The organism is Streptomyces sp. NPDC054961, assembly GCF_053609145.1.
In genome coordinates, this window is sequence record NZ_JBSGWY010000008.1 from 164,512 (window position 1) to 190,099 (window position 25,588).

Annotated in this window: 25 protein-coding genes and 1 pseudogene; 8 read left to right on the forward strand and 18 right to left on the reverse strand. The window is 73.1% G+C overall.

Features of this window, described 5'->3' with window-relative positions; genetic code table 11:
• Positions 1-135 precede the first annotated feature (135 nt).
• Positions 136-1,422: an SAV2148 family HEPN domain-containing protein gene (locus tag ACWF9Z_RS11035; RefSeq protein ID WP_453600192.1), complete on the forward strand. Its 1,287-nt coding sequence runs from the start codon at positions 136-138 to the stop codon at positions 1,420-1,422.
• Between the two features lie 124 nt (positions 1,423-1,546).
• Positions 1,547-2,266: an exonuclease domain-containing protein gene (locus tag ACWF9Z_RS11040; RefSeq protein ID WP_453600195.1), complete on the forward strand. Its 720-nt coding sequence runs from the start codon at positions 1,547-1,549 to the stop codon at positions 2,264-2,266.
• Positions 2,267-2,333: 67 nt separating this feature from the next.
• Here the strand turns inward: ACWF9Z_RS11040 and ACWF9Z_RS11045 are convergent, their stop codons facing one another.
• Complete coding sequence (locus ACWF9Z_RS11045; RefSeq protein WP_453600198.1) at positions 2,334-3,197, reverse strand: phosphotransferase enzyme family protein; 864 nt, start codon at positions 3,195-3,197, stop codon at positions 2,334-2,336.
• A 106-nt stretch (positions 3,198-3,303) separates the two neighbouring features.
• Here ACWF9Z_RS11045 and mgt point away from each other — a divergent pair.
• A pseudogene (gene mgt / locus ACWF9Z_RS11050) lies at positions 3,304-4,580 on the forward strand (macrolide-inactivating glycosyltransferase).
• A gap of 71 nt (positions 4,581-4,651) precedes the next feature.
• Positions 4,652-5,206 carry a DUF1697 domain-containing protein gene (locus ACWF9Z_RS11055; RefSeq protein ID WP_453600201.1) on the forward strand — a complete coding sequence of 185 codons (555 nt, stop codon included), beginning with the start codon at positions 4,652-4,654 and terminating at the stop codon, positions 5,204-5,206.
• 74 nt (positions 5,207-5,280) lie between these two features.
• Here ACWF9Z_RS11055 and ACWF9Z_RS11060 read toward each other — a convergent pair whose 3' ends face one another.
• Positions 5,281-6,138, reverse strand: a complete 858-nt coding sequence (locus ACWF9Z_RS11060) for an aldo/keto reductase (protein ID WP_453600204.1) — start codon at positions 6,136-6,138, stop codon at positions 5,281-5,283.
• A gap of 44 nt (positions 6,139-6,182) precedes the next feature.
• Here ACWF9Z_RS11060 and ACWF9Z_RS11065 point away from each other — a divergent pair, with 44 nt between their 5' ends.
• Positions 6,183-7,184 (forward strand): ketopantoate reductase family protein, encoded by a 1,002-nt coding sequence (locus ACWF9Z_RS11065; protein ID WP_453600207.1) that lies wholly within the window; start codon positions 6,183-6,185, stop codon positions 7,182-7,184.
• A gap of 21 nt (positions 7,185-7,205) precedes the next feature.
• Here ACWF9Z_RS11065 and ACWF9Z_RS11070 read toward each other — a convergent pair whose 3' ends face one another.
• The 14 genes from ACWF9Z_RS11070 to ACWF9Z_RS11135 all read right to left on the reverse strand — a co-directional run bounded on the left by ACWF9Z_RS11070 (position 7,206) and on the right by ACWF9Z_RS11135 (position 20,827).
• A complete protein-coding gene (locus ACWF9Z_RS11070; RefSeq protein ID WP_453600210.1) occupies positions 7,206-7,979 on the reverse strand; it encodes a sirohydrochlorin chelatase in 774 nt (257 codons plus the stop codon).
• Between the two features lie 5 nt (positions 7,980-7,984).
• Positions 7,985-8,881: an ABC transporter permease gene (locus tag ACWF9Z_RS11075; protein WP_453600213.1), complete on the reverse strand. Its 897-nt coding sequence runs from the start codon at positions 8,879-8,881 to the stop codon at positions 7,985-7,987.
• Positions 8,868-9,665 (reverse strand): ABC transporter ATP-binding protein, encoded by a 798-nt coding sequence (locus tag ACWF9Z_RS11080; protein ID WP_453600216.1) that lies wholly within the window; start codon positions 9,663-9,665, stop codon positions 8,868-8,870. Before ACWF9Z_RS11080 ends, ACWF9Z_RS11075 begins: the two co-directional genes overlap by 14 nt.
• Before the next feature lie 33 nt (positions 9,666-9,698).
• Positions 9,699-10,829, reverse strand: a complete 1,131-nt coding sequence (locus ACWF9Z_RS11085; RefSeq protein ID WP_453600218.1) for an aliphatic sulfonate ABC transporter substrate-binding protein — start codon at positions 10,827-10,829, stop codon at positions 9,699-9,701.
• 211 nt (positions 10,830-11,040) lie between these two features.
• The gene (locus ACWF9Z_RS11090; RefSeq protein WP_453600221.1) at positions 11,041-12,381 is read right to left on the reverse strand and encodes a sulfate adenylyltransferase subunit 1; all 1,341 of its coding nucleotides are present in this window, start codon (positions 12,379-12,381) and stop codon (positions 11,041-11,043) included.
• Positions 12,382-12,383: 2 nt separating this feature from the next.
• Positions 12,384-13,322, reverse strand: coding sequence for a sulfate adenylyltransferase subunit CysD (cysD, locus tag ACWF9Z_RS11095; RefSeq protein ID WP_453600223.1), 939 nt, complete (start codon positions 13,320-13,322; stop codon positions 12,384-12,386).
• Positions 13,319-13,864 (reverse strand): adenylyl-sulfate kinase, encoded by a 546-nt coding sequence (cysC, locus tag ACWF9Z_RS11100; RefSeq protein ID WP_215148038.1) that lies wholly within the window; start codon positions 13,862-13,864, stop codon positions 13,319-13,321. Before cysC ends, cysD begins: the two co-directional genes overlap by 4 nt.
• 41 nt (positions 13,865-13,905) lie before the next feature.
• A complete protein-coding gene (locus ACWF9Z_RS11105) occupies positions 13,906-14,619 on the reverse strand; it encodes a phosphoadenylyl-sulfate reductase (protein ID WP_453600225.1) in 714 nt (237 codons plus the stop codon).
• Positions 14,616-14,795, reverse strand: a complete 180-nt coding sequence (locus ACWF9Z_RS11110) for a DpnI domain-containing protein (protein ID WP_214956597.1) — start codon at positions 14,793-14,795, stop codon at positions 14,616-14,618. The genes ACWF9Z_RS11105 and ACWF9Z_RS11110 overlap by 4 nt, the downstream gene beginning before the upstream one ends.
• Positions 14,792-16,501: a nitrite/sulfite reductase gene (locus ACWF9Z_RS11115; RefSeq protein WP_453600228.1), complete on the reverse strand. Its 1,710-nt coding sequence runs from the start codon at positions 16,499-16,501 to the stop codon at positions 14,792-14,794. Before ACWF9Z_RS11115 ends, ACWF9Z_RS11110 begins: the two co-directional genes overlap by 4 nt.
• A 207-nt stretch (positions 16,502-16,708) precedes the next feature.
• A complete protein-coding gene (locus ACWF9Z_RS11120) occupies positions 16,709-16,792 on the reverse strand; it encodes a putative leader peptide (protein WP_312847410.1) in 84 nt (27 codons plus the stop codon).
• 130 nt (positions 16,793-16,922) lie between these two features.
• Positions 16,923-17,489 carry a GNAT family N-acetyltransferase gene (locus ACWF9Z_RS11125; RefSeq protein ID WP_453600230.1) on the reverse strand — a complete coding sequence of 189 codons (567 nt, stop codon included), beginning with the start codon at positions 17,487-17,489 and terminating at the stop codon, positions 16,923-16,925.
• Between the two features lie 26 nt (positions 17,490-17,515).
• On the reverse strand, positions 17,516-18,787 hold the full coding sequence (locus ACWF9Z_RS11130; protein ID WP_453600316.1) for a GAF domain-containing protein: 1,272 nt from the start codon (positions 18,785-18,787) through the stop codon (positions 17,516-17,518).
• 396 nt (positions 18,788-19,183) lie between these two features.
• Positions 19,184-20,827, reverse strand: a complete 1,644-nt coding sequence (locus tag ACWF9Z_RS11135) for an acyl-CoA dehydrogenase family protein (RefSeq protein WP_453600233.1) — start codon at positions 20,825-20,827, stop codon at positions 19,184-19,186.
• A gap of 17 nt (positions 20,828-20,844) precedes the next feature.
• Between ACWF9Z_RS11135 and ACWF9Z_RS11140 the strand changes: the two genes are divergently transcribed.
• Positions 20,845-21,960 carry a YihY/virulence factor BrkB family protein gene (locus tag ACWF9Z_RS11140; RefSeq protein WP_453600236.1) on the forward strand — a complete coding sequence of 372 codons (1,116 nt, stop codon included), beginning with the start codon at positions 20,845-20,847 and terminating at the stop codon, positions 21,958-21,960.
• Positions 21,961-22,024: 64 nt separating this feature from the next.
• On the forward strand, positions 22,025-22,777 hold the full coding sequence (locus ACWF9Z_RS11145) for a helix-turn-helix domain-containing protein (RefSeq protein WP_453600238.1): 753 nt from the start codon (positions 22,025-22,027) through the stop codon (positions 22,775-22,777).
• Here ACWF9Z_RS11145 and ACWF9Z_RS11150 read toward each other — a convergent pair.
• Entirely contained in the window at positions 22,699-23,109 is a 411-nt protein-coding gene (locus tag ACWF9Z_RS11150; RefSeq protein WP_453600241.1) for a VOC family protein, read from the reverse strand. The two genes, ACWF9Z_RS11145 and ACWF9Z_RS11150, sit on opposite strands and share 79 nt — an antisense overlap.
• 52 nt (positions 23,110-23,161) lie before the next feature.
• On the reverse strand, positions 23,162-23,884 hold the full coding sequence (locus ACWF9Z_RS11155; RefSeq protein WP_453600244.1) for a TetR family transcriptional regulator: 723 nt from the start codon (positions 23,882-23,884) through the stop codon (positions 23,162-23,164).
• A 478-nt stretch (positions 23,885-24,362) separates the two neighbouring features.
• Here ACWF9Z_RS11155 and rsgA point away from each other — a divergent pair, with 478 nt between their 5' ends.
• Positions 24,363-25,469: a ribosome small subunit-dependent GTPase A gene (rsgA, locus tag ACWF9Z_RS11160; protein ID WP_453600246.1), complete on the forward strand. Its 1,107-nt coding sequence runs from the start codon at positions 24,363-24,365 to the stop codon at positions 25,467-25,469.
• The last annotated feature ends 119 nt before the right edge of the window (positions 25,470-25,588 follow it).

Here is a 25,588-nt window from a genome sequence, read left to right on the forward strand (position 1 = left end):
TGGGCCGATGCTCCGGCGGTGCGGCGGGCCACCGGTTCGCACGGGGGCCGCATCGGGCTGCAGGGGGCCGTGCGCGCGGAGTACCCTTCCGTGATCACTGGAGACGGGCGTCCAGACGCGGGAGGCGGTGCACGGGTGAGCTCGGGAGGTCTGGAGCTGCCCCCTGGTGACGGCGGTCACGAGGGCGGCCCGGCGGACACCGCGGGCGGGGCTCCCGGCGGGATGCCCGCCGGCGCGGTCTCGCTGGCCCCGCCGGAGGCCGGGAGGACCGGGAAGGCGCCGGCCGGATCCGGAGCCGAGCTGGACTGGGGCGCGGAGGCCTGGAGCGAGGTCCGGGTACGCGCCCAGCGCGCCGGCCGCGCCTACATCTGGCTGAACCTCGTCGAACAGCGGCTGCGTGCGGTGGTCGGAGCCGTGCTCCGCCCGGTCTACGAACCCGTGCACTCCGCGGACGACTGGGTCGTCGCGGCCGCCGGACCCGCCGGCCAGGAGTGGGTGCAGCGCGCGGTCGCCGTGCGGGAGGTCAGCCGGCGCAAGGGCTACCTGCTGGACTCCGCCGACGACAACGTGCTCAGCTTCCTCACCCTGCCGCAGTTGCGGGAGCTGATGGTCCAGCACTGGCCCTGCTTCGAGCCGTACTTCGACGACCGGCGCGACATCGAACAGGCGCTGGACGAGCTGGAGGTCACGCGCAACGTCGTCTCCCGCAACCGCGCCCTGTCGCGGGCCGTCCTGGAGCAGGCGGAGCGGGCTTCGGCGCGGCTGCTGGAGGTCCTGGGCGGCGGCGCGGGCTCGCCCTCCGCCGACCGGCTGCCGATCGACGCCGTCGAGGACCTGGTCGGCGACCGGTACGCGGACGTCATCTCCGTCCACCCCGACCGGGTGCGGCTGCAGCGCCAGCTCCCGGCGGAGGACCTCTTCGGCGGCGCGCGCCGCCTCGACGCCATCGGCATAGGCCTCAACCTGCTGGTCCAGAACTTCTCGGGCCGAAGACTCGTACGGCTCGCGGAGGCCGGCTGCCGGGTGCGGCTGCTGTTCCTCAACCCGGCGAGCAGCGCGGTCAAGCGGCGCGAGCGGGAGCTGGGGCTGCGCAAGGGGGAGCTGAGCCGGTCGGTGGAGATGAACATCCTGCACGTGCGGCGGGTGCGGGCCGGACTGCGGGACGCGTCGGGCTTCGAGATCCACGTCTTCGACGAGACCCCGCGCTTCACGGCCTACCTGGTCGAGGGCGAGTCCTCGGGCATCGCGGTGGTCCAGTCGTACCTGCGCCGGGCGCGGGGCATGGAGGCGCCGGTCCTGCTCCTGCGGGGCGGCGGGCGCGGGGGGTCCCGGGACACCTCGCGCGAAGCGGACCACGGGTTGTTCCCCACGTACCGGGAGGAATTCGAATCGATCTGGCAGGACTCCCGGCCGGTCTCCTGACGCAGGGACCCCCCGCTCCTCCGGGGGAGCGCACCGCCCGGCGGCCCCGGGGGCCGCGGTGTCAGTGGCCCGTGGCAGGCTGAAAGCCGTTGACCGAAGGTACGGGTAGGGGTGGGGGCGCGTGATGGGGGACTGGCACGGCGGTGTGCTGATCGGGTTCGACCTGGAGACGACCGGCACGGAGCCGGGGGAGTCGCGGATCGTGACGGCCGCGGTGGTCGAGGTGCGGGACGGCGAGGTGCGCGGACGGCGGGGCTGGCTCGCGGACCCGGGGATACCGATCCCGGAACAGGCCTCCGCCATCCACGGCATCAGCACGGAGCGGGCGGTCGCCGAAGGCCGCCCCGTGCGCGAGGTCGCGGACGAGGTCGCGGCGGCCCTGGTGGACCACTGGCGGGCGGGCGCGATCGTCGTCGCCTACAACGCGGCCTTCGACCTGACCCTGCTGTCGGCCGAGCTCGCCCGCCACGGACTTCCCTCGCTCGCCGACCGGCTGGGCGGCGCGGAGACCGGCCCCGTGGTGGACCCGCTGACCATCGACCGGGCCGTCGACCGCTACCGGCGCGGCAAGCGCACGCTGGAAGCGGCCTGCGGGGTCTACGGGGTCACCCTCGAAGCCGCGCACGACGCCGGGGCGGACGCGCTGGCCGCGGTCGGCGTGGCCCGCGCGATAGCCGCCCGCCACCCGGAGGTGGCCGCCCTCACCCCGGCCGCGCTGCACGCCCGCCAGGGCGCCTGGCACGAACGCTGGGCCCGCGACTTCCAGGCGTACCTGCGGGGGCAGGGCACCCCGGACGCGGTGATCGACACGGCGTGGCCGCTGCGGGGGCTCGTGGCGGCGTAGGACCCCGGTCCCCGTCCCTGCCGGGCTGCGCGGCCCCTTCCGGGCCGGCGCCGGCCGGATCACGGCACTAGAACGGGTGCCAGCGGGTTTCCGTGTCCCCTTCGCGCAGGGAGGCGACCCGGCGGCGGAATTCGGCCAGGGCCTTGGGGTTGGCCGGGGCGTGCTGGGAGACCCAGGCGCAGCTGGCCGTCTCGCGGGCGCCGCGCAGGACCGCGCAGCCCTCCCAGCCGCGCACGTCCCATCCGTACGCCGTCGCGAACGCCTCGTAGGACGCGCCGGGCAGCCCGTAGCGGTCGCGGGAGAGCGCCATCACCACGAGGTCGTGCTCGCGCAGGTCGCTGGAGACCGTCTCCAGGTCGACCAGGACCGGCCCCTCCGGGCCCACATGGACGTTGCGGGGCAGCGCGTCGCCGTGGATCGGGCCCGGTGCGAGGTGCGGGGTGAGGGCGGCGACCTGGCCGGCGTACCCGTCGCGGCGGGCCCGCAGGTACGCCGCGTCCGCCGGGTCGATGGCGTCGCCCGCCAGCCGGAGCCAGCGCTCGACCCCGCCCAGCAGGTCCCGCGGGGGCAGGGCGAAGGGGGGCGCGGGCAGGGCGTGGATCCGGCGCAGCAGCGCCGCGAGGTCCTGCGGTCCGGCCGGGCGGACCGCGTCCGGGAGCCGGTGCCACAGTGTCACCGGGTGCCCGTCCACCAGCAGGGGCTCCGGCTCGGCCGCGCGGACCGCCGGGACCCCGCACCGCGCGAGCCAGCCCGCCACGGCGAGCTCGAGTTCGGCGCGGGGCAGCAGCGCCGCCTCCCGGCCCACCTTGGCGACGAGGCCGTCGCCGAGAGCGAAGACGGCGTTCTCGCCGAGGGCCAGCAACTGCGGAGTCCCGGCCCGTGCGGTGAGGCCCGCCGCCGTCAGTACGTGCCTGGCCCGTGCCTCGTCCATGCCGTTCTCCGCCGTCCGTCCTGGTCCGCCGCCTCGTCCCGGGCGGGCCCGGGCGTCCTTGATCGGCCAAGTCTCGCACCCGGGCCAGGTCTTTCGTTCTTTTCGGTTGCACGAGACGTCTCGTCTCGTTATCTTCGTCTCATGACCTCGACCGCGAAGCCCGCCCACATCGCCATGTTCTCCATCGCCGCCGCCGGCCACGTGAACCCGAGCATCGAAGTGATCCGCGAACTGGTCGCCCGCGGCCACCGCGTCAGCTACGCGATCCCCGCCGCCTACGCGGACAAGATCGCCGAGACCGGCGCCACGCCGGTGATCTGGAACTCGACCCTCCCCACCGAGGACGACCCCGAGGCGTGGGGCACCGAGCTCATCGACAGCATCGAGCCCTTCCTCACCGACGCGGTCCAGGCCCTCCCGCAGCTCGCGGCCGCCTTCGAGGGTGACGAGCCCGACCTCGTCATCCACGACATCACCTCCTACCCGGCGATCGTCCTCGCCCACCGCTGGGGCGTCCCCGCCGTCTCCCTCTCCCCGAACCTGGTCGCCTGGACCGGCTACGAGGAGGAGGTCGCCGCGCCGATGACCGCCGCACTGCGCGCCTCCGAACGCGGCCGCGCGTACTACGCCCGCTTCCGCGCCTGGCTCGACGAGAACGGCATCGACGAGGACAGTGACCGCTTCGTGGGCCGCCCCCGCCGCAGCATCGTGCTCATCCCGCGCGCCCTCCAGCCGCACGCCGACCGGGTCGACGACTCCGTGTACACCTTCGTCGGCGCGTGCCAGGGAGACCGGAGCGCCACCCAGGGCACCTGGCGGCCCCCGGCGGCGGCGGAGGCCGCCGGGAAGAAGATCCTGCTGGTCTCCCTCGGTTCCACCTTCACCAAGCAGCCGGCCTTCTACCGGGCCTGCGTCGAGGCCTTCGGGGACCTGCCCGACTGGCACGTGGTGCTCCAGATCGGCAAGTTCACCGACGAGGCCGAGATCGGGCCGGTCCCCGCCAACGTCGAAGTCCACCGCTGGGTTCCCCAACTGGACATCCTGCGACGGGCCGACGCCTTCATCACCCACGCGGGCGCGGGCGGCAGCCAGGAGGGACTGGCCACCGGCACCCCGATGGTCGCGGTCCCGCAGGCCGTCGACCAGTTCGGCAACGCCGACATGCTGGTCGCCCTCGGCGTCGCCCGGCACGTCCCGATGGCCGAGGCCGACGCCGCCACCCTGCGCGAGGCCGTCCTCACCCTGGCCGCCGACCCGGAGGTGGCGGCCCGGGCGCGGGCCGTCCGCGCGCGGATGGCCGCCGAGGGCGGCACGCGGCGGGCCGCGGACCTGATCGAGGCCGAACTGCCCGCACCGGCCGGGCCCGCCACCCCGACGGCCTGACCTCACCCGACGGCCTGACCTCTCCCGACCGCCCCGGGCGCGATGTCAGCGGAGGGTCCTATCGTTCCCACATGACCACTCGGAAGTACGCGGCGCTCCTGCGGGGCATCAACGTCGGCGGGAACAAGAAGGTCCCGATGGCCGAACTGCGCCAGGTCCTGCACGACCTGGGACACCAGGACGTGCAGACGTACCTGCAGAGCGGCAACGCCGTCTTCGGCAGCGCGACGGAGCGGGCCCCGGAGGCCCTGGCCCGCGAGCTGGAGGCCGCCATCGAAGCCCACTTCGGCTTCCGGGTCGCCTGCCTGGTGCTCGACGCCGCCCACCTGCGCGCCGTCGCCGAAGCCTGCCCCTTCCCGGCCGCCGAGCTGGAGGGCAAGCAGCTCCACGCCACCTTCTGCTCCGAGCAGCCCGCCGCGTCCCGGTTCGCGTCGATCGACGGGCCCTCGTACCTCCCCGAGGAGTACCGCCTCGGGGACCGGGTCATCTACCTCTACGCCCCGGAGGGCCTCGGCCGCTCGAAGCTGGCCGAGGCCCTGGCGAGACCGGCCGTCGTCAAGGGCCTCGACGTGACCACCCGCAACTGGAACACGGTCGCGAAGCTGGTCGAACTGACCGGGAACTGACCCGCGACCGCACCGGAACCGACGGACGGGGGCCGCTGCCGACCCGTGGCGCGCGTCCCCGGTCCGACCACGGGTCAGTCGGCCAGAGCGTCCAGCAGGGAGGTCTCGCGCGCGGTCAGCCGGACCGTCGCCGCGTCCAGGTTCTCCGCCAGGTGGTCCGGGGAGCCGGTGCCCGGCGTGGGGCAGAGGACCGGGGAGTGGTGGAGGAGCCAGGCCAGGGCGATCTGGCCGGTGGACGCGCCGCGTTCGGCGGCGACCGCCGTCAGCGCGGCCGCGCCCTCGCGGGTCAGGGCTCCGCTGCCCAGCGGGTAGTACGGGAGGAAGGCGATCGCGCGCTCCTCACAGAGGGAGAGGAGTTCCGCCGAGGAGCGGTCCAGCAGGTTGTACGGGTTCTGGACCGAGGCCACCGGAACCAGCGACAGGGCCTCCCGCAGCTGGCCGGCCGTCACCGTGTTCAGGCCGATGTGCCGGATCTTGCCCTCCGCCCGGAGCTCGGCCAGCGTGCCCAGCTGCTCCGCCGCCGGGACGGCCGGGTCGAAGCGGTGCAGCTGGTACAGGTCGATCCGGTCGAGACGGAGCCTGCGCAGGCTCGCCTCGCACATGGCCCGCAACTGCTCCGGCCGGCCCGCGGCGTGCCACCGGTCCGGGCCGGTGCGCACCACCCCGCCCTTGGTGGAGACCACCAGCCCCTCCCCGTAAGGGTGGAGGGCCTCGGCGACCAGCTCCTCCGCGAGGGCCGGGCCGTAGTTGTCGGCGGTGTCGATCAGGGTGACCCCGCGCTCCACGGCGGCGCGCAGCAGCGTACGGGCCCGCCCGCGGGAGCCCCGCGGGCCCCAGTAGCCGGCGCCGACCAGGCCGCCGGTGCCGAGCCCGAGGCGGCGCACCGGCAGGTCGCCGCCGAGGAGGAACGTGTCTTCAGCGGGAACGGGCATGGCCCGACCGTAGCGCGGCGGCGAGGATGTGCCAGGCTCGGGGCATGCGTTACATCATCATCGGCGCCGGGGCGATCGGCGCGACCATCGGCGGACGGCTCGCGGAGTCCGGCAACGAGGTCGTCCTCGTCGCGCGCGGCCCCCACGCGCAGGCCCTCCGGGCGGACGGGCTGCGGCTCACCACGGCCGACGGGGAGCGCGTGCACCGGCTGCCCGTGGCCGGCGACCCGGCCGAACTCGGCGAACTGCGCCCCGACGACGTGCTGGTGCTGACGGTGAAGACCCAGGACGCGATCGCCGCGCTCGACGCGTGGGGCGACGCCGAGGTCGCGGGCGGCGGGACGGCCGCGCAGCGACTGCCGGTGCTGTGCGCCCAGAACGGCGTGGAGAGCGAACGCCTCGCCCTGCGGCGCTTCGCGCGCGTGTACGGGGTCTGCGTCTGGCTGCCGGCGACGTTCCTGGAGCCGGGCGCCGTCTCCGCGCTGTGCGCGCCGCTGACCGGGATCCTGCACGTCGGACTGGCCGCCGGGGGCGCGGACGCGCGGGTCCGGCGGATCGCCGCCGACCTGGAGAAGTCCGGCTTCGAGGCGCCGGTCGTCGAGGACGTGATGCGCTGGAAGCACGCGAAGCTGCTGGGCAACCTGGGCAACGCGATCCAGGCGACGACCGGCCCCGATCCCGATCCGGCCAAGGCGGCGCTGCTGCTGCGGGCGATCCGCGAGGCGAAGGCCGCCTTCGAGGCCGCCGGCATCGGGTACGCCTCGGAGGCCGAGCAGACGGCGGCGCGGGGCGGCAAGGTGGAACAGCCGCCCGGCGTGCGGGGCGGATCGTCCTGGCAGAGCCTGGCCCGGGGCACGGGATCGATCGAAGCGGACTACCTGAACGGTGAGATCGCGCTGCTGGGCCGGCTGCACGGGGTGGCGACCCCGGTGAACGACACCCTGCGGCACGCGGCGAACATCTTCGCCCGCGAGGGCCTCCCGCCGGGCGCGATGTCCATCGAGGACCTGACCACCCTGGCCGACGAGGCCGTGGCGCGCGGGTAGGCGCGGCCCGTGCCCGGCGGCTCAGGCCGTCAGGGCCGGGATCCGTACCGGGGCGCCGGCCGCGGCCTCGTAGCGGCGCAGCAGCAGGCGGGCCAGTTCCGGCGAGGGTCCCAGGACGGAGGCCACCACGTCGGCGCCGGCCGCCGCCGCGCCGGCCGCGATGCGGTCCGGGAGGCGGCCGGGGGCGATCACGTACGGGGCCACGGCGATCCGGCGGACGCCCTGGGCGCGCAGCGCCCGTACGGCGTCCTCCGTCCGGGGGAGAGCAGCGGAGGCGAACGCAGGCCGCACGGCGCACCAACCGGTGTGCCGCCACTCCCGCGCGGTTTCAGCGATCACTGCGATCGCCTCCGGGTCCGAGGAACCGGCGGACGCGAGCACCACACCGGTGGTGGCGCGGTCCGCCGGGGTGAGGCCGGCCTCCCACAGGCGGCGCTCGAGGTTCGCCAGCAGCAAGGGGGACGGCCCGAGGACATCCGCGATCCGGACCGAAAGGTCCGGCAGGTGGGACGCGGCCCCCGCGAGGACGGCCGGGACGTCGGACTTGGCGTGGAACGCCCGTGTCAGGAGCAGCGGGAGGGCCACGACCTCCCGTACGCCCGAGAGGTAGAGAGAGGCGACCGCCTGGTCGACGGCCGGGCCGTCGAACTCCAGGAAGGCCGTCTCCACCCGCAGCCCCGGCCGCAGCGCCCGCACCCGCCGGGTGAGGGCGTGCACGGTCGCCGCGTGCCGCGGGTCGCGGCTGCCGTGGGCGATGACCAGCAGGGCGGGGGAGGCGGGGGAGTGCGCGTCCACCGGGGTCAGCCCCTGACCAGCAGGCCGCGGCTGCGCAGCACCCAGCGCTCGACCGGGCTGAAGATCAGCAGGTCGATGGCGATGCCGACCACGAGGATCAGCAGGATCGCGAGGAACACGCCGGGCAGGTCGATGTTGTTGCGCCCGTTCTCCAGCAGCTGTCCCAGGCCCAGACCCAGGTCCGGGGAGCTGGCGATGATCTCGGCGGCCATCAGGGAGCGCCAGGAGAAGGCCCAGCCCTGCTTGAGGCCGGCCAGGTAGCCGGGCAGCGCCGCGGGCATGACCACGTGCCGGGCGCCGCTCAGTCCGGTGGCGCCCAGGGTGCGGCCGGCGCGCAGGAACAGCGGCGGGATCTGGTCGATGCCGGACACGAGGCCGTTGGCGATGGACGGGACGGCGCCGAGCAGGATCACCGTGTACATCATCGCGTCGTCGAGGCCGAACCAGAGCACCGCCGGGGGCACCCAGGCCACCGAGGGCAGGGACTGCAGGCCCTGCAGGATCGGGCCGATGGCGGCGCGGACGAACTTCACCCGGGCGACCAGCAGTCCGAGCGGGGTGCCGATGGCGAGGGCCAGCAGGAAGCCGAGCAGGCCGCGGGAGACGCTGGTCCAGATGACCTCCAGCAGGGTCCCCTTGAGCCACATCTCGGACAGGCTGTCCCAGACCGCGGACGGCGCGGGCAGCTTGGTCTCGTCGGTGACCTTCGCCGTGACGAGCACCTGCCACACGACCAGGACGAGGCCGACGGCCAGCAGCGGGGGCAGCACCTTCTTGGTGAAGACCTCGCGCAGGGAGGCGCGGTGGGTCTGGACCGCGTCGAGGGCGTCGAGCCCGGCCTCCAGGCCGGCCAGGTCGTCGTTCTTGGCCGCGGTCTTCGCAGTGGTGTCAGTGCTGGCCATGACGGCGGATCTCCCCACGCAGTTCTTCAGTGATCTCAAGGGACAGCTCCGCGACGTCCGCGTCCTCGATGCGGCGCGGCTGCGGAATGCCCACGGTCCATTCCCTGGCGACCCGGCCGGGGCGCGAGGAGAGCAGGACCACGCGCTGGGCGAGCCGGACGGCCTCGCGCACGTTGTGGGTGACGAAGAGGACGGAGAGCCCCGTCTCGGCCCAGATGCGGGTGAGTTCGCCGTGCAGCACGTCGCGGGTGATGGCGTCGAGGGCGGCGAAGGGCTCGTCCATGAGCAGCAGCCGGCTGTCCTGGGCGAGGGCCCTGGCCAGGGCCACGCGCTGGCGCATCCCGCCGGACAGCTCGTGGACCCGCTTGCCGTACGCGCCCCCGAGCCGGACCAGCTCCAGCAGCCGCTCCGCCTCGGGCTTGCGCTCGGCCTTGGCGACCCCGCGCAGGCGCAGGGCCAGTTCGATGTTCTTGCCCGCGGTCAGCCACGGGAAGAGGGCGTGCTCCTGGAACATGAGGGCCGGACGGCCGCCGGGGGTCTCGATCGAGCCCACGGACGGCTTGTCCAGTCCGGCGACCAGGTTGAGCAGGGTGGATTTGCCGCAACCGGAGGCACCCAGGATGGTGACGAACTCGCCGGGAGCGACATCGAGGCTGATGTCGTCCAGGACGAGCTGCGTTCCGGCCGGGCCGGAGAAGGACTTCGAGACGTGCTCGATGCGTGCGGCGTACGGGTGCTGCTCCGCTGCGATGCCCTCGGCAGCCTTGGCGAGCGTGGTGGCCATGGTCGTCACCTCCTGGGTTGCTGGACTACGGAGTTACTTCGCGCCGAGACCGGCGTCGGAGACCTCGGGCTTGCCGGCGGCCTTCAGGACCTTGTTCAGGAGCGAGAGGTCGTAGATGCCGGCCAGGTCGGGCTGCTCGATGAGCTTGGCCTTGACCGCCCAGTCGGACTCCGTCTTCAGCGTGGAGGCCAGCGGGTCGTCGGTGACGAGGATGGACTGCCAGGCCGGGTCGATGACCTTCGCGTCGAGCGGCTTGCCGCCCTCGGCCGCCAGTTTCGCGTTCGCGGAGGCCTTCGCCTGGTCCTGGTTGGCGTTGATCCACTCGTTGGTCTTCACCGTGCCCCTGAGCACGGCCTCGACCACGTCCGGGTGCTCCTTGAGGAACTTCTGCGACACGATGATGTTCGTGATCACGAACTTCTTGTCGGGCCACAGGGCGGTCTCGTCGAGGAGGACGGCGCCGCCGTCGGAGACGAGCTTGGAGGCCGTGGGCTCCGGCACCCAGGCACCGTCGATCGAACCCTGCTTGAAGGCGTCCGGGGTGACCTTGTTGTCCGTGCGGACCACGGAGACGTCGCCCTTGCCGGACTCGGGGTCGACCGACCAGCCCTTCTCGGCGATCCAGTTGAGGAACGCGACGTCCTGCGTGTTCCCCTTCTGCGGGGTGGCGATCTTCTTGCCCTTGAGGTCGTCCAGGGTCTTGATCTTGTCCGGGTTCACGACCAGCTTGACGCCGCCCGAGGCGGAGCCGGAGATGATCCGCAGGTTCTGGCCCTTGGACTTCACATAACCGTTGATCGACGGCGAGGGGCCGATGAAGCCGATGTCGAGAGAGCCGCCGTTGAGGGCTTCGATCTCGGAGGGGCCGGCGTTGAAGGCCTGCGGCTTGATCGTGGTGCCGCCGAGCTCCTTGGCGATCAGGCCTTCCTGGAGACCGACCAGCGCGGTGGCGTGCGTCAGGTTCGGGAAGTAGCCGATGCGGACCTCGGAGGCCGACAGCTTCTTGTCGGCGTCGGCGGCGACGTTCCCCTTCGCGGGAGCGTCGTCCTTCTTGGCCTCGGAGCCGTAGCCGCACGAGGCGAGCGCGGCGATCAGGAGCGGCAGGGCGGCAGCGGCGACGATGCCGCGGTTCAGGGTCCTACGGGTGGTACCGGTGGCAGGCACGGGAGGACTTCCTCTCGTAGCGTCGGGTCACGACGCACGTCTTCGTCTATGGAGCAAGGGCAGGTACAGCTCTGTGGGGGTGTGGGCGCGCAAGCGGTGCGCGTACGTCATCACGCACATCGCCCCACACCTCCCTGGCCGCTGCCGAGGGAGCCGCTGCCTACGCGGCCGCCCTCCTTCGCGAAGGTGGAGTAGATATCGGCAAGCATGATCAGAAGTCCCACCCTTCCTCATCGGCCTGGATGGTGGTCTCGGCCCGGGAGGCGAAGGACTCGCCGACCATGCCGGCCGCCAGGGTCGTGCCGTCCGCGGGGTCGATCAGCAGGAAGGATCCCGTGCGGCGCGAGGCGGCGTACGGGTCGAGCGCGAGCGGCTCGGCGGTGCGGACGACGACCCGGCCGATGTCGTTGGCGACCAGCTGCCCGGGGTTCGGGTGCTGCGACAGGTCGTCCAGGGTCAGCCGCGAGGGGATCTCCTTGACGATCGCCTTGACCGTGCGCGTGGTGTGCTTGATCAGCACCCGGGCGCCGACGGCCAGCGGCTGGTCCGCCACGTGGCAGACCGTCGCCTCGACGTCCTGCGTGGTGGCGGGCGCGCTCGCGGACGGCGCGATCAGGTCGCCGCGCGAGATGTCGATGTCGTCCTTCAGACGCACCGTCACCGACTGCGGGGCCCAGGCGATGTCCACGCTCCCGCCGAGCGCGTCGATGCCCTCGATGACCGAGGTGCGGCCCGACGGCAGGACGGTCACGGCCTCGCCGACCCGCAGCACGCCGGAGGCGATCTGGCCCGCGTAGCCCCGGTAGTCCGGGTGTTCGGCGCTCTGCGGACGGATCACGTACTGCACCGGGAAACGCGCGGGGCAGGCGGTGAGGTCGTGGCTGACCGGGACGGTCTCCAGGTGCTCGAGCACCGTGGGGCCGCCGTACCAGTCCATGTGCGCGGACGGCTCGACCACGTTGTCGCCGGCCAGGGCCGAGATCGGGATCGCGGTGATCTCCGGGACGCCCAGGTCCGAGGCGTACGCGGTGAACTCCTCGGCGATCGCGGCGAAGACCGACTCCGCGTAGCCCACCAGGTCCATCTTGTTGACGGCCAGGACCACGTGCGGCACCCGCAGCAGCGCGGCGACCGCCGCGTGCCGGCGGGTCTGCTCGATCACGCCGTTGCGGGCGTCGACCAGGACCACCGCGAGGTCGGCGGTGGAGGCGCCGGTGACCATGTTCCGGGTGTACTGCACGTGCCCGGGGGTGTCGGCGAGGATGAACCGGCGGCGGGCCGTCGCGAAGTAGCGGTAGGCCACGTCGATGGTGATGCCCTGCTCGCGCTCGGCCCGCAGGCCGTCGGTGAGCAGCGCGAGGTCGGGCGTGTCCTGGCCGCGCTGGGCGGACACGGCCTCGACGGCCTCCAGCTGGTCGGTGAGGATCGACTTGGAGTCGTGCAGCAGGCGGCCGACGAGCGTGGACTTGCCGTCGTCGACGGAACCGGCGGTCGCGAAGCGCAGCAGCGTGGTCGCCGACAGATCGGCGAACTGCTCGGTGGTGGAGGTCATGTCTAGAAGTACCCTTCGCGCTTGCGGTCTTCCATCGCTGCCTCGGACATCTTGTCGTCGGCGCGGGTGGCACCCCGCTCGGTGAGCCGGGAGGCGGCGATCTCGGTGATCACGGCGTCCAGCGTGGTGGCGTCGGAGTCGACGGCACCGGTGCAGGACATGTCACCGACGGTGCGGTAGCGCACGAGCCGGGACTCCGGGGTCTCGCCGCTCTTCGGGCCGCCCCACTCGCCGGCCGTCAGCCACATGCCGTTGCGCTTGAAGACCTCGCGCTCGTGGGCGAAGTAGATCTCCGGGAGCTCGATGTTCTCGCGGGCGATGTACTGCCACACGTCCAGCTCGGTCCAGTTGGACAGCGGGAAGACGCGCACGTGCTCGCCGGGGGCGTGGCGGCCGTTGTAGAGCTGCCACAGCTCGGGGCGCTGGCGGCGCGGGTCCCACTGGGAGAACTCGTCGCGCAGGGAGAAGACGCGCTCCTTGGCGCGGGCCTTCTCCTCGTCGCGGCGGCCGCCGCCGAAGACGGCGTCGAACTTGAGGCTCTGGATGGCCTCGGTCAGCGGGAGGGTCTGCAGCGGGTTGCGGACCCCGTCGGGGCGCTCGCGCAGCTTGCCGGCGTCGATGTACTCCTGGACGGAGGCCACGTGCAGGCGCAGGCCGTGCCGGGCGACCGCGCGGTCCCGGTAGGCCAGCACCTCGGGGAAGTTGTGGCCGGTGTCCACGTGGAGCAGGGTGAACGGCACCGGCGCCGGCGCGAACGCCTTCAGCGCCAGGTGCAGCATGACGATGGAGTCCTTGCCGCCGGAGAAGAGGATCACCGGCTTCTCGAACTCGCCCGCCACCTCGCGGAAGATGTGCACGGCCTCGGATTCGAGGGCGTCGAGGTGCGACAGCGCGTAGGGCGCGTCCGTCCCTTCGTGGACGTGTGCGACGGTGGCGGTCATGCCAGGCCCCTCTCGGTGAGCAGCGCGTGCAGGGCCGAAGCCGACTCCTGCACGGACTGCGTGTGCGACTCGATACGGAGGTCCGGGGACTCCGGTGCCTCGTACGGGTCGTCGACCCCGGTCAGACCGGAGATCTCGCCCGCCGCCTGCTTGGCGTACAGGCCCTTCACGTCACGCTCCGAGCAGACCTCGACCGGGGTGGCCACGTGGACCTCCAGGTACGAGGTGCCCTCGGCGGCGTGACGCTTGCGGACGGCCTCGCGGCTGTCCGCGAACGGCGCGATCACCGGCACCAGCGCCTTGACGCCGTTGCTCGCGAGGAGTTCGGCGACGAAGCCGATCCGCTGCACGTTGGTGTGCCGGTCCTCACGGCTGAACCCGAGACCCGCGGAGAGGAACTCCCGGATCTCGTCGCCGTCGAGGACCTCCACGCGGTGGCCCTCGGCGCGCAGCCGCTCGGCCAGCGCGTAGGCGATGGTGGTCTTGCCCGCGCTCGGCAGCCCGGTCAGCCACACGGTGGCGCCCTGGTCGCTCACGCTCATCTGCTTCGTCTCCGTCGGTTCCGTGCGAGAGGTGTCTGTCATCAGCCGTGCAGTCCGCACTCGGTCTTCCCGCGTCCGGCCCAGCGGCCGGCCCGGGCGTCCTCGCCCGCGGCCACCCGGCGGGTGCAGGGCGCGCAGCCGACGGAGGCGTAACCGTCCGTCAGCAGCGGGTTGGTGAGGACGCCGTGCTCCTGGACGTACGCGTCCACGTCGTCCTGGGTCCAGCGGGCGATCGGGGAGATCTTGACCTTGCGCCGCTTCTCGTCCCAGCCGACCACCGGGGTGTTCGCCCGGGTCGGGGACTCGTCGCGGCGCAGGCCCGTCGCCCACGCGTCGTACGCCGTCAGGCCCTCTTCCAGGGGCTTGACCTTGCGCAGCGCGCAGCACAGGTCGGGGTCGCGGTCGTGCAGCTTCGGGCCGTGCTCGGCGTCCTGCTCGGCGACCGTCCGACGCGGGGTGAGCGTGATGACGTGGACGTCCATCACGGCCTCCACCGCGTCACGGGTGCCGATGGTCTCCTCGAAGTGGTAGCCCGTGTCGAGGAAGACCACGTCCACGCCGGGGAAGGCGCGGGAGGCGAGGTGGGCGACCACCGCGTCCTCCATGGAGGAGGTCACGGCGAACTTCTTGCCGAAGGTCTCGGCCGCCCAGGTGAGGATCTCCAGCGGCGAGGCGTCCTCGAGGTCGCGGCCCGCCTGCTCGGCCAGCGCCTTCAGCGCGCCGGCCTCGGGACCGGTTTCCTGAATGGTGGTCATATCTCGTCCCCTCCAGCGTCATTGGACTGAACACCCCGGGCCAGCAGCCCGAGGTACTTCAGCTGGAAGGCCCGGTTGCAGGCCCTGCATTCCCACGCGCCGTGGCCGGTTTCGTTGGGGAACAGGTCCTCGTCACCGCAGTACGGGCAGTAGAAGGGCGCGGCGCGCTCGCTCACGAGAGGTCCTCGTCCTTCGCACGGGTCACCCAGGCGGCGAAGCGCTCGCCACCCTCGCGCTGCTCCTCGAAGCGCGTGACGACCCGCTCGACGTAGTCCGGCAGACCGGCCGCGGTGACCTTGAGGCCACGGACCTTGCGGCCGAACCCGGCCTCCAGGCCGAGCGCGCCGCCCAGGTGGACCTGGTAGCCCTCGACCTGGTTGCCCTCGTCGTCCAGGACCAGCTGCCCCTTGAGACCGATGTCCGCCACCTGGATACGGGCGCAGGCGTTCGGGCAGCCGTTGATGTTGATGGTCAGCGGCTCCGCGAACTCCGGCAGACGGCGTTCCAGCTCGTCGATCAGCGAGGCGCCGCGCGCCTTCGTCTCGACGATGGCCAGCTTGCAGAACTCGATGCCGGTGCAGGCCATCGTGCCGCGGCGGAACGGGGACGGCTTGACCCGCAGGTCCAGCGCCTCCAGGGCCGCGACGACCGAGTCGACCTGGTCGGCCTCGACGTCGAGCACGATCATCTTCTGCTCGGCGGTGGTGCGCAGCCGCCCGGAGCCGTGGCTCTCGGCGACGTCCGCGATCTTGGTCAGGGTGGCGCCGTCGACACGGCCCACGCGCGGCGCGAAGCCCACGTAGAAACGGCCGTCCTGCTGCTGGTGGACGCCGACGTGGTCGCGCCACTGGCCGCTGGGCTGCTCGGGCGCCGGGCCGTCGGTCAGCCGGCGCTTCAGGTACTCGTCCTCGAGGACCTGGCGGAACTTGGCCGGGCCCCAGTCGGCGACGAGGAACTTCAGGCGGGCGCGGGTGCGCAGCCGGCGGTAGCCGTAGTCGCGGAAGATCGAGATGACGCCCTCGTAGACGTCCGGGACCTCGTCCAGCGAGACCCAGGTGCCCAGGCGCACGCCCAGCTTGGGGTTGGTCGAGAGGCCGCCGCCGACCCAGACGTCGAAGCCGGGGCCGTGCTCGGGGTGGGTCACGCCGACGAACGCGATGTCGTTGATCTCGTGCGCCACGTCGAGCAGCGGCGAGCCGGAGACCGCGGACTTGAACTTGCGGGGCAGGTTGGAGAAGTCCGGGTTGCCCACGATGCGGCGGTGGATCTCGTCGATGGCGGGGGTGCCGTCGATGATCTCGTCCCGCGCGATGCCGGCGACGGGCGAGCCGAGGATGACGCGGGGGGTGTCACCGCAGGCCTCGGTGGTCGAGAGGCCGACGGCCTCCAGACGGCGCCAGATCTCCGGGACGTCCTCGATGCGGATCCAGTGGTACTGCACGTTCTGGCGGTCCGTGAGGTCCGCGGTGCCGCGCGCGAACTCCTGGGAGATCTCGCCGATGACGCGCAGCTGCGCGACGGTCAGCCGGCCGCCGTCGATGCGGACGCGCAGCATGAAGTACTTGTCGTCCAGCTCCTCCGGCTCCAGGATCGCGGTCTTGCCGCCGTCGATCCCGGGCTTGCGCTGGGTGTAGAGCCCCCACCAGCGCATACGGCCGCGGAGGTCGTTGGGGTCGATCGAGTCGAAGCCCGCCTTGGAGTAGATGTTCTCGATGCGTGTCCGCACATTGAGACCGTCGTCGTCCCTTTTGAACTGCTCGTTGCCGTTGAGGGGAGTGTGGTGTCCGACGGCCCACTGGCCCTCACCGCGGTGACGGCCGCTCTTGCGGCGCGCGGCGGCGGCGGGTGCGGCGGCTGCGGTCGTTTCGGGGGTGGCGGCCATGGCGGTACGTCCTTCTTCGGCGGCTCAAGGCATGGGCAGGGGGAGTGGCGGCGTGACCCCTGGCGCACATGGAGCGGGTGTGGCTGATCGCCGCCTTTTTGGGGCGGTGAGCGGCCTACAGGGGACTGCGGTGATGGGGTGACGTCCTACGGCGGGCGCGGCGGCAGCGCGCGGTGCGCCGTACGTCGTGCGGCGGTGCTGGTTCCCTCAGCGTGCCGGACAGATGGCGCTGGACATGCGGCCGAGGTCGACGTGCCGCCGACTCACCAAGGCAATTCCAGCTCCGTTCATGGCGGAAGCGTGGCATGGGGCGATTGGAGGAGTCCACTACTGTCCACGATTCGGACGAAGTCGTCTCGTATCGCGAGATGCCGTGACGGGGGTCACGTCGGGAGCCCCCTGAGGGCTCCCGGAGCGGGGCTCAGGCGCCGGGCCAGGAACCCGGGGTCGGGGACGGCTCGTAGGGCTCCGTCTCCTCGCGGAAGACCTTGAAGCCGCGGCGGACGTAGTTCGGCATCGCCGCCGGCCCGTCGAGGCTGCACGTGTGGAGCCAGACCCGGCGCGTCGGCGGCAGCTCGGGCCAGCGCTCCGCCAGGGACCAGGCCTTCTCGATGCCCACGGTCAGCAGGTGGCCGCCCAGCCGGCGCCCCCGGAACTCCGCGACGAGGCCGAAGTAGATGATCTCCACCACACCGTCGGGCTGCGGGTCCAGTTCCACGTACCCGGCCGGGGTGCCCCGGTCGTACACCACCCACGTCTCCACGCCGGGCCGGCCCAGATGCGCCGCCCACTGGGCGCGGGTCAGGCCCAGCCGGTCCGTCCAGTGGATGTCGCCGCCCACCGCGGTGTAGAGGAAGCGGCTGAACTCCGGGGACGGGACCTGGGACCGGACGATCCGGATCTCCGGTCCGGGGACGCCCGCCGACGGGACGAGGTCGGTCGGCGAGGTCATTTCCAGGGACCAGGTGGTCAGCGTCGTGGTGCTCATGCATGTCAGGGAACCACATCCCCAGGTCACGGCCGGGGGGTCCCCCCGGGATCCGTCCCTCCCCGCCGGGCACCGATCACGGCCGGGGCGGTGGAGTGCGGCAGCAGGCCGGCCGGATCCGCGGGCCGGATCAGCTCGACCTCCACGTCCTGCGCGAAGCGGTACGGCCGGTGCGTGAGGACGCCCCCGAGGTTGCGCCGGACCCGGGACATCTCGGCCCGGACCGTCACCGTGCGCGTCGGGTCCCCGAAGAGCTCCCGGGCGAGCTCCGCCGCCGAGCGGCCGCGGGGCGACTCCGCCAGCAGGAACAACAGCTCCGCGTGGCGCGGGCTCAGCTCCTGCGACCAGCTGCCCGAGGCCCCGTGGACGGTCGCCAGGCAGGCCTCCGGCCGGCTGAGGTCCAGGACGACGCGGGCGGCGGCCCGCGTCCCGCCGGGCGTCTGCGCGACGCTGAGCAGCCAGCCGCCCGGCAGCGGCTCCACCAGGCAGTCGCCCAGCTGCGGCACCCACGCCCGGCCGGGTCCGAACGTCTTCGGCAGCGGGATCCGATCCGTCGGCGCCAGCCCCGTGACGGCCGCCGTCCAGCCGTGGCTGTCGACGGCCACGGCCCGGCCGGGCAGCCGGGCCAGCAGCGGGGCCGCCACCGCGCGCAGCCGTTCCAGGGACTCCAGGTGCCGGATCCGCAGCTCCCGCTCCGCGAGCCGGGCCACCGAGCTCACCCACGCCAGGGTCGCCGGGTGCATGGTGGCCAGGGGGCCGCTGACGTCGACCACGCCGAGCAGCTGCCCGTCCCGGGGATCGTGCACCGGGGCGCCGGCGCAGGTCCAGTCGTGGTGGCTGGAGACGAAGTGCTCCGCCGAGAACACCTGGACGGGCCGCCGGGTCACCAGGGCGGTCCCCACCCCGTTGGTGCCGACGACGGCCTCGTCCCAGTCGGCCCCGACGGCGAAGCCGAGCCGGTCCGCGTTGCGCAGGATGGAGGTGTGGCCCTCCCGCCACAGCAGCCGGCCGTCGGCGTCGGCGACGACCATGATGTGCAGGGTCTCGTCCAGCGAGGGCAGCAGGCCCTCGCGCAGGACGGGCAGGAGGTCCCGCAGGGGAGAGGTCTGGCGCCGCTCCTCCGTCTCGGCGGCCGACAGCATCCGGGAGCGGGTGTCGCGGTCCGGGTGGACCCCGCCCGCCAGCATCCGGCGCCAGGACGCGGCGATCTCCGGGCGGGGCGCGGCCGGCGGCCGGTCCCCGGCGAGCGCGGCCGCCCGTACGCCCTTGAGCAGACGCGCGGCGTCACGCGCGTCCATGGCCGAAATGCGTGCCGCACCGACCGCGCTGCCCGTGGTGTGGGCCACCGGAACCTCCCGTGTGGAACAGACGTACGACGGATACCGCCGAGGGGGCGTACGAGGCGTGCGGGGTCCCGGAGCACGCGGTACGCCCCGAGTGCGGGCCGTTCCGATTCACAGGGTGCAACCTCATGCAACTCTCGCCAAGTCCCGGTCGCGCGATCGAAACTGTGCGGGCGTCGCCCGGCGACGTGACGGCTCCTTCCTCGGGGCTCATCGGATCAGGGATGGCGCCGAGTCGGCGCGGCGCCGTCCCTCATCCAGGTCAACGGGCCCGGATCCACGCCCGCCGTGCTCGCTGAAGGGTTGGGGCCCTTCCTCGAGCCCGTGAACAGAAGGGTTGGGGCCCTTCTGTCAGCCCGTGATCCGGGCCCGTTCCACGATGGACCGGAGATCGAGGCTGTGCGGCAGCGTGCCGAAGGCCGTGCCCCAGTCGCCGCCCAGCCGGGAGGCGCAGAAGGCGTCGGCGACCTCCGGCGGGGCGTAGCGCACCAGCAGGGACCCTTGCAGCACCAGGGCCATGCGCTCCACGACGCGGCGGGCCCGTGCCTCGATGCCCTCGAGATCGGCGAGCTCGGTCAGCAGGTCCTTGATGGCCGAATCCAGCCGGTGGTCCGCCCCGCGGGCCAGGCCCACCTCCTGGAGGAAGGCGCCCAGCGCCAGCGGCTCGCGCTGGAGCGCGCGCAGCACGTCGAGGGCCTGTACGTTGCCCGATCCCTCCCAGATGGAGTTCAGCGGGGACTCGCGCAGCAGGCGCGGCATCCCCGACTCCTCGACGTAGCCGTTGCCGCCCAGACACTCCAGGGCCTCCGCCACCATCGGCGTACAGCGCTTGGTCACCCAGTACTTCGCGACGGGCACCGCGATGCGCAGGAAGGCGCGCTCCTGGTCGGTGCCGGCGTCGTAGGCGGCGGCGAGGCGCAGCGTGAGCGTGGTGGCCGCCTCGGACTCCAGCGCGAGGTCCGCGAGCACGTTGCGCATCAGTGGCTGGTCGATGAGCAGTGATCCGAAAGCGGAGCGGTGCTCCGCGTGGTGAGCGGCCTGCGTCAGCGCCTGCCGCATCAGCGAGGCCGACCCGATCACACAGTCCAGCCGGGTCGCCGCGACCATCTCGATGATGGTCCGCACCCCCCGGCCCTCCTCGCCGACCCGGCGCGCCCACGTCCCGTCGAACTCGACCTCGCTCGACGCGTTCGACCGGTTCCCCAGCTTGTCCTTCAGCCGCTGGATCGCGAACACGTTCCGCGTCCCGTCCGGCAGCATCCGGGGCACCAAAAAGCACGTGAGCCCGCCCGGAGCCTGCGCCAGCACCAGGAACCCGTCGCACATCGGTGCCGAGCAGAACCACTTGTGCCCCGTCAGCAGGTACTCGCCGGACGCGTCCAGCGCCACCGCCGTCGTCGTGTTCGCCCGTACGTCGCTGCCGCCCTGCTTCTCCGTCATGCCCATCCCGAAGAGCACCCCGGCCTTCTGCCCGGCCGGCCGCAGCCCCTCCTCGTAGACGTGCGAGGTCAGACGCGGCTCCCACTCGGCGGCGAGCACCGGGTCGGTGCGCAGCGCCGGTACCGCCGCGTGCGTCATGGAGACGGGGCACCCGTGCCCCGACTCCGCCTGCGACCACACGAAGAACCCGGCCGCGCGCCGCAGATGCCCCGCGGGGCGCCCCCACGCGTCGGTGAGCCCGGCGCCCACCGCGTGCCCGAGCAGCCGGTGCCACGCCGGGTGGAACTCGACCTCGTCGATCCGGTTCCCGTACCGGTCGTGGGTGCGCAGTTTCGGCGGATTCTCGTTCGCCTGCGCGCCCCAGTCCTGGGCCTGGCGGGATCCGGCGGCCCGTCCCAGGGCCGTGAGCTCCTCCCGCACCTGCGCGCCGAGTTCGGGCTCCGCGCCCGCGAGATGCCGCTCCACGCCCTCGCTCAGGACCCGGTCGCTGCCGTAGACGTCGTAGGCCGTGAGGAGCGGGGCCTGATTGCTGACTGTGTGGGTGGTGGCTGCCATGCGGATACCGTAAGGACGTGCAGCCAGCAAAAGAAACACCCGAGCGGATTCCCGGAAGGCTCCACCGGGCCCGCGCCCTCTATCGCAACGTCTCCAAGCGCAAGATGGCGTGGCTGCTGCTCAAAGACACCGTGAACTCGTGCATCGAGTACCGCATCCTCGGGCTCGCGGCCGAGGCCGCCTTCTTCACGCTGCTCTCGCTGCCCCCGCTCTTCCTGGGCCTGCTGGGCCTGCTGGGGTACGTGGACGGCTGGTCGGGCGGCACCACCGTCGCCAGCATCGAGGAGAACATCCTGCGCGCGGTCGGCACCGTCCTGTCGGACCGGGGCGTCAACGACATCGCCAAACCGATGCTCGACGACGTCACCAACCGGGGCCGCCCCGACCTCATCTCCCTCGGTTTCGCCTTCGCCCTCTGGTCGGGTTCGCGCGCCGTCAACGTCTTCATCGACACCATCACCGTCATGTACGGGCTCGACGGGCAGCGCGGCATCGTCAAGACCCGGCTCCTGGCCTTCCTCCTCTACGTCATCGCCCTGCTGATCGGCGCCATCGTGCTGCCGCTGATGGTCGTGGGCCCGGACACGGTGGTGCGGCTCCTGCCGTGGAGCACGGAAGTGATCGCGGTCCTCTACTGGCCCGTCGTCACCCTGCTCTCCATCGCCTTCCTGACGACGCTGTACCACGTCTCCGTCCCCGTCCGCTCGCCCTGGATCGAGGACGTGCCCGGTGCGCTCGTCGCCCTCGCCATGTGGGTGGTCGGCTCCTTCCTGCTGCGGATCTACCTCACCAACACCGTCGAGGGCCCCACGATCTACGGATCCCTCGCGGCCCCCGTCGCCATCCTGCTCTGGATCGGCATCTCGGCCTTCGCCGTCCTCGTCGGCGCGGCCGTCAACGCCGCGATCGACCGCGTCTGGCCCTCGCTGGCCACGGCGGCGGCGCGCGAGGCGAACGAGCGGGTCCGCGAGGCGGAGGCCGCGCAGCTCGTCGCGCGGGCGGCCGCCTGGCGGGCACTGGCCGAGGGGGAGTCGGAGGACGACGAGGGCGACGACATGCCGTCGGAGTTCCCGGAGCGCTGGTCGCGGTTCCTGCCCCCCGAGGACTACCACTCGCGGCTGCGCAAGCACTGAGCGCGGGGCCGGCCGTCCGCCGCTGAACCTTTCGGGTGACGGCAGGCCGTCTAGCCTGGTCCTCGTGTACGAGGAACGACCGTCCCGCCTGGTCCCCGGCGCCGTCCTGTGGCGGGCCGACGCGGCAGGCGGCTCCGGAGTGGTGCTGCCCGACGGATGCGTCGACCTGCTGTGGGTGGACGGGCGGCTCCTGGTGGCCGGGCCCGACACCGTCGCGCACCCCGCCGGCGAGGTCGCCGGCACCGGCTTCGCCGGGATCCGCCTCGCCCCCGGCACCGCGCCCGCACTGCTCGGCGTACCGGCCCGGGTGCTGCGCGACCGGCGGGTCGAACTGGCCGGCCTGTGGCCCGCCGCCGAGGTGCGGCGCCTCACGGGGCGGGTGGCCTCGTACGGGGACCCCCGCGCGGGACTGGAGGAGCTGGCCCGGCTCCGCGCGGCCGACGGCGGGCCCCCGGACGCGCTGGCCCCGGAGGTCGCGGCCCGGCTGCGCGCGGGCCAGGGCGTGGCCGCGATCGCGGCCGCGGTCGGCCTCGGGGAGCGGCAGCTGCACCGGCGGTCGCTCGACGCCTTCGGATACGGGCCCCGGACTCTGGGGCGGATCCTGCGCCTCCAGCGGGCCCTCGCGCTGACCCGGCGCGGGCTGCCGCACGCGGAGGTGGCCCACCTGGCCGGGTACGCCGACCAGGCCCACTACGTCCGGGAGGTGCGCGCCCTGGCCGGGACGACGCCGGGGGCCTACTACGCGGCGGGGTCGGCGGGGTCGGCCGGCGCGAAGAGGGAGACCCCCGATCCGTCCGGATCGAGGACGACGGCGTAGCGCTGCCCCCAGAAGGCGTCCCAGGGCTTCAGGTGGCCGGTGTGGCCGGCGCCGGTCAGTTCCGCGTACACGGAGTCCACGGCGGCGGGGGAGTCGCACAGGAAGGCGAGCCCCACCCGGCCGTCGCTCGCGGGCCGGGTCCAGGCGGGGTCGAAGGAGCGGATGACCTCCTCCGTGTCCCAGCCGACGCGCAGTCCGCCCGGCAGGACGGCTTCCACGTGGGGCTGGGAGTCGGCCTCGGCCGGGATGTCGAACCCGAGGCGGCGGTAGAAGGCGAGCGAGGCGGCCATGTCGGAGACGATGATGCCGATCATGTCGAGTCGGGGAGTCATGGCGTCAGACTAGGCACGCCGCCGACGGCCCGTCTTGAACGAATCGGACACGTCACCCGCCGTCCTCCTCCTGCGGGAGGTTGCGGTAGACCGTGGCCCGGGAGACGCCGAGCCGGGCGGCGATCGCGGTCGCCCCGCTGCCCGCCGCGTGCATCCGGCGGGCCGCCTCGACCATGGCCGGGCTCATGGCGGCGGGCCGGCCGCGCCGGCCTCCGGACGCGGGCCACGAGCTCCCGGGCGCGGACTCGGCGCCCCCGTCCAGGAGACGCCGTACGCCGTCCAGGACGGCCGCGCGCAGGACGGGGACCGGGGCGTCGGCGAAGAGCACCACCGGGTCGGAGAGCATCGCGACGGCCTGGGCGGCCCGCACCCGCTCCGTGAACCCGGGATCCGCGCCGGCCACCAGCGTGCTCGCCCGGAGCAGGGCATCGCGCAGGCCGGGGGTGACGGGGGCCGTGTCCGGGAGGTCGAGCCGGAGCAGGTGACGGTGCTTCAGCCAGACGTCCAGGACGCCCTCGATCGCGGCCCACCGCTCCCCGGCGGGACCCGCGGCCGCCGCGCGGGCCAGGGCGGCGGTCACGTCGCGGAGCATCGGTTCCACGAGGGCGGCGAGGATGTCGGCCTTGCCGGGGAAGTGGTAGAGCACCGCCGGCTTGGAGACGCCCACCCGTTCGGCGATCTCCCGCAGCGAGGTGTCGTGGAAACCGTGTGCCTCGAACAGCTCCATGGACACCCGCAGGATCTGGCCCCGGGTGTCGGACGGCGTCTCGGCCACCGACTCCGTACGCGACGCGACGGGAGCGGTCGGCGTCTCGTTAAGCGTCTCAGAATCTGCGTTCTCGCGGGTCGGCATGGGGAACAGATTAGGGTCTCGGCCGAGTTGCGGCCAGGGATCTCCATGTTCTCCTGACCGGCGGTAAGTCCGGGGCGCCGAGCGGGAGATCCCGGCGGGCGTGCTCCCCGGGCAAGGGCGTCCGGATGCGCGACGGCACGTAAAAGAAGTGGCGCGCCTCTGAACGGGCTTGTTACGGTGGGGCCGTTCCCGCCGATCGGTGCGGGGACCGCGTGTTCCCGCACGCTTCAGCATGGTGTTCGACCCGGAGGTGAGTTCATTGATGACTGTCATCGCGCAGGGCGCTGCCCGCACTCAGAAGACCATCAATGTCACTTCCGTGGTCTCCGGCTGACCTCACACTTTTTCCCGCGCGCCGTAGCGGCGCGCTCTGCCGGGGCCACCCTGTGAAGGGTTTCCCTTGTCTTTCTCTTCTTTCTCGCAGGCTTCGCTCTCGCACGCCCTCGGCCCCTTCGGCTGGGACGACGTCTGGGCGGACGAGTTCACCCCGTACACCGATCAGGGCCTCGTGCCCGGCCGGGTCGTACGGGTCGACCGGGGGCAGTGCGACGTCATGACGGCGGACGGGATCGTCCGCGCCGACACCGCCTTCGTCACCCCGCACGACCCGCTCCGGGTCATCTGCACCGGCGACTGGGCGGTGGTGGAGGCGCACGGCAGCCCGCGGTACGTCAAGACGTACCTGCCGCGCCGGACCGCCTTCGTGCGGTCCACCTCCTCACAGCGGTCCGAGGGCCAGATCCTCGCCGCGAACGTCGACCACGCGATCATCGCGGTGTCGCTGGCCGTGGACCTGGACCTCGGCCGCATCGAGCGGTTCCTCGCGCTCGCCTGGGAATCGGGGGCGCAGCCGCTGGTCGTCCTGACCAAGGCGGACCTCGTCCCGGACCCCGTCGCCCTCGGCCACCTCGTCGAGGACGTCGAGACGTCCGCGCCGGGCGTCCAGGTCCTCACCGTGTCCTCGCTGACCGGTGAGGGGACGGACGTACTGGCCGCGGTGGTCGCGGGCGGTACGAGCGTGCTCCTCGGCATCTCCGGCGCGGGCAAGTCCACGCTGGCCAACGCGCTCCTCGGCTCCGAGGTGATGGAGGTCCAGGAGACGCGCGAAGTGGACGGCAAGGGCCGTCACACGACCACGACGCGCAACCTGCTCGCGCTGCCGGGCGGCGGCGTACTGATCGACACGCCCGGGCTGCGGGGCGTGGGGCTCTTCGACGCGGAGGCGGGCGTCGGGCAGGTCTTCTCGGAGATCGAGGAGTTCGCCCGGCAGTGCCGGTTCCACGACTGCGCGCACGAGGCGGAGCCCGGGTGCGCGGTGCGGGCCGCCGTGGACTCGGGCGAACTGCCGGAGCGGCGGCTGGAGAGCTACCGGAAGCTGCTCCGGGAGAACCAGCGGATCGTCGCCAAGACGGACGCGCGGCTTCGGTCGGAGATCAGGCGGGACTGGCGGCTGCGGTCCGCGGAGGGCCGCGCGAACTACGCCGCGAAGCGCGGGGGCCGCGGCTGACGCCCCCGGCGCGGCCGCGGGGGGGGGCCCCCCCCGGGGGGGCGCGGGGGGGCGGGGGGGGGGGGGGCCGCCCGCCCCCCCCCCCCCCGCCCCCCCCGCGGCGGCGCGCGCGTGTGCGG

Coding starts and splice junctions, on each gene's coding strand:
- ACWF9Z_RS11040 (WP_453600195.1), top strand. CDS start 1,547: ATGGGGGACTGGCACGGCGGTGTGCTGATCGGGTTCGACCTGGAGACG.
- ACWF9Z_RS11045 (WP_453600198.1), bottom strand. CDS start 3,197: ATGGACGAGGCACGGGCCAGGCACGTACTGACGGCGGCGGGCCTCACC.
- ACWF9Z_RS11055 (WP_453600201.1), top strand. CDS start 4,652: ATGACCACTCGGAAGTACGCGGCGCTCCTGCGGGGCATCAACGTCGGC.
- ACWF9Z_RS11060 (WP_453600204.1), bottom strand. CDS start 6,138: ATGCCCGTTCCCGCTGAAGACACGTTCCTCCTCGGCGGCGACCTGCCG.
- ACWF9Z_RS11065 (WP_453600207.1), top strand. CDS start 6,183: ATGCGTTACATCATCATCGGCGCCGGGGCGATCGGCGCGACCATCGGC.
- ACWF9Z_RS11075 (WP_453600213.1), bottom strand. CDS start 8,881: ATGGCCAGCACTGACACCACTGCGAAGACCGCGGCCAAGAACGACGAC.
- ACWF9Z_RS11080 (WP_453600216.1), bottom strand. CDS start 9,665: ATGGCCACCACGCTCGCCAAGGCTGCCGAGGGCATCGCAGCGGAGCAG.
- ACWF9Z_RS11090 (WP_453600221.1), bottom strand. CDS start 12,381: ATGACCTCCACCACCGAGCAGTTCGCCGATCTGTCGGCGACCACGCTG.
- cysD (WP_453600223.1), bottom strand. CDS start 13,322: ATGACCGCCACCGTCGCACACGTCCACGAAGGGACGGACGCGCCCTAC.
- cysC (WP_215148038.1), bottom strand. CDS start 13,864: ATGAGCGTGAGCGACCAGGGCGCCACCGTGTGGCTGACCGGGCTGCCG.
- ACWF9Z_RS11105 (WP_453600225.1), bottom strand. CDS start 14,619: ATGACCACCATTCAGGAAACCGGTCCCGAGGCCGGCGCGCTGAAGGCG.
- ACWF9Z_RS11115 (WP_453600228.1), bottom strand. CDS start 16,501: ATGGCCGCCACCCCCGAAACGACCGCAGCCGCCGCACCCGCCGCCGCC.
- ACWF9Z_RS11120 (WP_312847410.1), bottom strand. CDS start 16,792: ATGAACGGAGCTGGAATTGCCTTGGTGAGTCGGCGGCACGTCGACCTC.
- ACWF9Z_RS11125 (WP_453600230.1), bottom strand. CDS start 17,489: ATGAGCACCACGACGCTGACCACCTGGTCCCTGGAAATGACCTCGCCG.
- ACWF9Z_RS11130 (WP_453600316.1), bottom strand. CDS start 18,787: ATGGACGCGCGTGACGCCGCGCGTCTGCTCAAGGGCGTACGGGCGGCC.
- ACWF9Z_RS11135 (WP_453600233.1), bottom strand. CDS start 20,827: ATGGCAGCCACCACCCACACAGTCAGCAATCAGGCCCCGCTCCTCACG.
- ACWF9Z_RS11150 (WP_453600241.1), bottom strand. CDS start 23,109: ATGACTCCCCGACTCGACATGATCGGCATCATCGTCTCCGACATGGCC.